The 1,367-nt window shown below is 41.2% G+C and carries 1 protein-coding gene; it reads left to right on the plus strand.

Annotation, left to right across the window (positions count from 1 at the left end; translation table 11 throughout):
• Window positions 1-153: 153 nt before the first annotated feature.
• On the plus strand, window positions 154-1,367 hold a 1,214-nt coding region (locus tag RM368_RS38550; protein WP_322698945.1), incomplete at its 3' end, for an ISAs1 family transposase.

The following is a 1,367-nucleotide window of genomic DNA, read 5'->3' on the forward strand; positions in this document are numbered from 1 at the left end:
CAGGGTAAGCTCATCTAAATTGGTATAGTATGAACTTGACAAAAGAAACAAGATAAAGATTAGTGGGCAGATAAAAAATGTACTTGACATCAGGGCAAAGAAGTGAGATGAAAGCAATGCACTCAAGATAGAAAACTTCTCTAATGAAACTTTATGTCTGAAGGATTTAAGACTAAATCGGCTCCAGCCAAAAAAAGTAATCCTGATCAGCCAAAGCCGCAAGAAGTAGCATCAATGGAAGCTATTCAAAAAAGTTTAGTGGATAATTTTGGAGACATCAAAGACCCAAGAGTAGAGCGAACAAAGAAGCATCAACTCACAGATATCGTGGTAATTGCGATTCTGGCAGTCATAGGTGGAGCGCAAGGATGGGAAGACATGGAGAACTACGCCATCAGTAAGCAAAAGTGGTTAGAAGAATTTTTAGCATTACCAAATGGAATCCCTTCCGATGACACCTTTCGACGGGTATTTGAGTTCATCAATCCAGAAGAATTCAACCGTTGTTTCTTGAGATGGATAGAAACCCTAGTGACGAAGAAGGGAGGAGAGATAATTCCCATAGACGGAAAGACTATTAGGGGTTCTGATGACCGAAATCAAGGTAAATCCGCATTGCACGTAATTAGTGCCTGGGCAAGTGAACAAAATTTGGTCTTGGCACAGATGAAAGTGGAAGATAAATCTAATGAGATTACAGCAATTCCGGCATTATTAGAGTTACTGGATATCACAGGCTCTATCATCACTATTGATGCAATGGGAACTCAAACCGAGATTGCCAACAAGATTATCCACAAAAAAGCAGATTATGTCCTAGCACTCAAGGCAAATCATCCGACTCTCTACCATCAAGTAAAACAATGGTTTGAAACAGCCGCTGCACAGGATTTTCAAGGCATTGATGTCAGTTACGACCACCGCATTGAAAAAGGACATCACCGCACGGAAATTCGTCAAGTTTGGTCTGTGCCAGTTTCTGCTCTTGGTGAAATTTACCAACCCAAAATCTGGGCTGGACTCCAAAGCATTGTCATGGTTGTTCGGGAGCGTCGTCTTTGGAACAAAACTACTCGTGAGATTCAATTTTATCTGACTTCTTTGCACAGCGATGCTCAACTTTTAGGCCGAGTTATCCGCAAACATTGGGGTATTGAAAACCAAGCTCACTGGACTCTGGATTGTACTTTTGCTGAGGATTCTTGTCGCATTCGCTCTTTTCACAGTCCCCGGAATTTTGCTCTTTTACGACGCATTGCTCTCAATGCTCTCAATCGTGAACAAACTTATAAACGTAGTCTCCGACAAAAAATGAAACGGACTGGTATGGATAACGATTATATGATTCGAGTTCTCAGTTCTTGTTT

It is taken from the genome of Nostoc sp. DedSLP03, from assembly GCF_034530815.1.
Taxonomy (GTDB): domain Bacteria; phylum Cyanobacteriota; class Cyanobacteriia; order Cyanobacteriales; family Nostocaceae; genus Nostoc.